Source organism: Microvirga sp. P5_D2, assembly GCF_054049475.1.
The window spans coordinates 1-3,926 of sequence record NZ_JBFUMH010000280.1 but is presented as its reverse complement, the minus strand read 5'-3'; the positions used below and the strand labels follow the sequence as shown (position 1 = coordinate 3,926).

Genomic DNA, 3,926 nt, shown 5'->3' with positions numbered 1-3,926 from the left:
TTTCGCTCAATAGCCCAGGCGTAGGAGGTTCTGCTCGTTACAGTTTTTGCCGCTGCTCCATCATAAAAGCCATAGGTCCGGCATGGATAGGCATAACCCCACATCGACTCAAATTCACAAGTGAACCGATCAGACTGGTCGAGTTTTCCGAAGAGGGAGTCGGCCTTGCTCCACCGTCCGAGACCTAGGAGCCGCACGGCCCTGTTTGAGATAGGAGCGACGGAATGAGGCTCGCTTTGATCACTGAGGGAGATAGTGCGGTCGTTGTTCCAGTGTAAAACTGAGGACGTCGGCTGCGCGTTGGAAGAGGAGGATGGCGGCTGCTGATCTGCCGTACCGTTCCCAATTTGGCAACTCTGCCTCTGATCCTCTGGTCCATACGTGAGTGGGAGCAGGCGATTATTGGGGGCCTCACAAATAACGATACGATGCTCAGGACCCAAAAGATATTCAGCGGCAGACTGAATCGGGACACCAAAGTCCCAAGTTCCTTCAAGAGAGCCGGAATTATTAACAATAGTCGTTAAACTCTGTCCCGGCCAATAAGTACCAGTCAGCGCGATTATATTGAGGGCGGGTTTGACATGATCGGCGTAAAGGCGATTGTATCTATCATGCTGATAGAGCTGGCTGACAAAAGACAGGCTTATAAGAAACGTCGATAAGAGGACGATACCGTACTTACCGATTACCTTCCTCAGGATTATCATCGCAGCCACTATGCTAAGAGACGCACCAAGCGACGAAACAAGAAACGTTCTTTGCGTGATGTAAAGGTGAGCCGTCGAAGCGAGGTAGGGTGCATAGCCTAGCAGGAAAATGGCGAGGCCGGCGATGAATAATCTTACCGACAATGAAACCGGTTCGTTGCTGGCGTGGTCAGTGTCGGCTTTGGAAAGCAGCAAAGCTACAATGAGGATTCCGGCGGCGAAGAAAGCGACTAGCCAGTAATTATCCAGGGTGCTGAGTGCGAGGCTGAAGATTTCATACCACGCCTCATAGAAAGCTCTATGGACGCTGGTGGCGAGCGCTTCAGGCACTTGCTCTGCTATAGCAACTATACGCGATGCGGACAAAGGCTGGCTAAGGTCCGTCTGGTAAGTGCCCCCACCTGCAACAACGCTGATAAAGAAGATACCGTAGCCGATCATCCCGACGAGCCATACGGAAAGGGCGATCCAATTGTGTCGCATGTCCGTCAGGGCCAACCGGAACGGAAGGCGTACAAATAATGCCAGTATAGGAAAGATGGCTAGCGGAGCGACGGCCTCGTACATCAATGCTGCGATGATAAAAGTCACACACGCGCCTATCGCGAGGATGAGTTTCGGGACCGATGATTTGATTTCGAAAGAAGCCAATACAAGCGCGAAGGACAGGTACGCGAGAGCTATCGAGCAGTTGATATGCAATCCACGAAATGTAAATTGCATAGTATCCGCGGGAAATAATAATGTCAGCAATCCAAGAGCGAGCGCAAACACGTAGTTGCGTGTCAGGAAAAATCCGACGAAGGAGGCAGACACTCCCTTTATTATCAGGCTCACCATCTGGATAAGATGCCAATAGAAAAAGGAGTCCTTATCTAGCTGATACGCAATTGCATGAGGAAGTAATGTAAGAGGCCTCGCTCGATGGTCCTCAAATGCTCCTGAACTTACGATGTATTGCGTTCCCTGTTCGGTAAAGAGGGCCAGTACGCGCCATTCCTCAATCAGACCGCCGAGGGAGAAACCGAAAGGGAGCCAGAGCGCAATCGTCGCGAGAGTCGGAACGAGGATCAGAAGCCAATTCGGTGAATTGATCCTCATCGTCTCCGAAGGATGCAAGAACCGGTCACTAAAAGCTTGCTGGATCATAGTGGTAACTTAGGTCCGCACGCGCACGAGATAGCGGGTCCGGAAAACAACATAGGTACATCCCCTGCAATTGTTAAAAGGCCCCGCAACACCATTGTTGGAGCCCTGTATACGTAAACAACTTTAGAGATGCTAGGCCGCTGATGTATCGCACAACGTAAGCGGCGAGGAACTGCAGAGCAGCATGAACCAATAGATTCACTTGGAGAGCTAATATCAGTTCTCCAAGGACCTCGCTGCGGCGCGAGCCGTAGCGAACCGTTTGCCCGCCCTTCGCGCCACGTTTTCATGGGCGCGCTTCGACGTGAACAGGAGCGACGGTCATTCGGTCGACCGCCACGGAACGACCGGATTTCATGTCCAGCGGCGCTTCGATCTCAAGCACGTTGGCCTTGTCCTTGAACCGGTCCGAAGAGACTATTGCGGTCAGTTTGGTCCTCGATACTTTCACGTCCTCGACGGGGACATCATTGAGGAGGAGCCGAATGTCCTCTGGCAGCAAAGCCATACGCCTTAGGTCGATCGTAATCGAGTATTCATTCGCCGCCGGCCGCAAGTCGAAGATGACGCCAGCCCTCCTTTCCACCGCCCAAGCAGAGGATATGGTCGCTAAGCCTTTTCGCACGGCTCCGCCATCGTAAAACCCATAGCTCCGGCACGGATAGGCATATCCCCACGTCGACTCGAACTCACATACGAAACGGTCTGGCCGATCGAGAGTGCCAAACAGGGAATCGGCTTTCGTCCAATGTCCAAGACCGAGAAGCTCCAAAGCCCGTATCGGAATGGGCTGAACGGTGATATTCGGCGGTGTGTTTCTGATGGAGACGGATCCGTCCAGGTTCCAATGCACCAGCGGCGAGGGTCGGTCAGCTGGGGAGATGGATCCTTCGGATGTCGCCGAGCCGTCACCGAGCTGGCAGGTTTCTCTTTGGGCTTCTGCCAAGGAGCTCAGGGGCATAGGTCGATTGTTGTATCCGTCGCAGACGACGACCAGGCGATCCCTCGCGAAGATGTAACTGTCCGCGGATCGCATGACGACGCCGAAATCCCAAGTTCCGGAGAGGGATCCAGCCTCGTTCACGATGGTCAGAACTTTGGCGCCGGGCGTCAAACCCTCTGTCACCGTCAGGAGATTCAAGGCAGGCCATATATGGTCCGCGTAGATGCGGCTGTATCGGTCGAACTGGTAAAGCTGACTGACGAAAGACAGCGAGATCAGGAGCGTTGCGGACAGAGAGAACACAATCCGAGGCGCAAACGAGTACACAAGATAGAGCAGGGAGGTCAAGACAGTGGCTGCCCCGAGCGCAGAGACCAGAAAAGTCCTTTGCGTTGTGAACAGATGGGCATTCGAAGGCAGAAAGGGTGCATAGCCTATGAGGAACAGCACAATCCCGAACACGCACAGCTTGGCGGCGTGAGACAGCCGGTGTTTGGATCGACCCGGATCGGATCCATTAAGGTACAAGAGCGCTGCGAGCACAAGCGCTGCAAACAGCAGGACAATCCAATAGCTATTGAGATCCTTGAACGCGAATTCTCCCGCCTCTACCCACGCCTCGGAGAAGGCCCTGTGGAAGCTATAGGTCAGGGCATCCGGGATACGCTGCAGGATCTGAGCGACCTGCGACGATGAGGAGCTCTGCGAGATAGCGCCCTGATAGGTAAAGCCGCTCATTACCACGCTGACAAAGTACAGGGCGTAGCCAAGCAGTCCCAGAATCCAGATGAGGAGCGCCTGCCAGTTGGATCGCAGTGCGGTCCAAGCTGACCTGGCATCCGAGCGAACAAAGGGCGCCAGGAAAGGGAGAATGGCCAGCGGTGCGACTGCTTCATACATCAGCGCGGCCGCAGCGAAGGTGAGCGATGCGGCGATGGCGAGAATGACTTTGGCGCGTAGGGTCGAGGCCTCGAATGCTCTGAGGAGCAGCAGGATCGCCACAAAGGCGAGCGCTATGGACCAGTTGATATGGATGCCCCGGAAGGGGATCTGCATGGTATCGGCAGGGAAGAAAACCGTCAGCAGCCCGAGCACGAGGGCAACCGAAGAACGCCGGACAAGAT

The 3,926-nt window shown here is 54.3% G+C and carries 2 protein-coding genes; both read right to left on the bottom strand.

From position 1 onward, the window contains the following. The coding region (locus ACXJKO_RS30365) for a hypothetical protein (protein WP_457094740.1) at positions 1–1,859 on the bottom strand (1,859 nt) is incomplete at its 3' end. A gap of 286 nt (positions 1,860–2,145) precedes the next feature. Then, on the bottom strand, positions 2,146–3,926 hold a 1,781-nt coding region (locus ACXJKO_RS30360), incomplete at its 5' end, for a hypothetical protein (protein ID WP_457094739.1).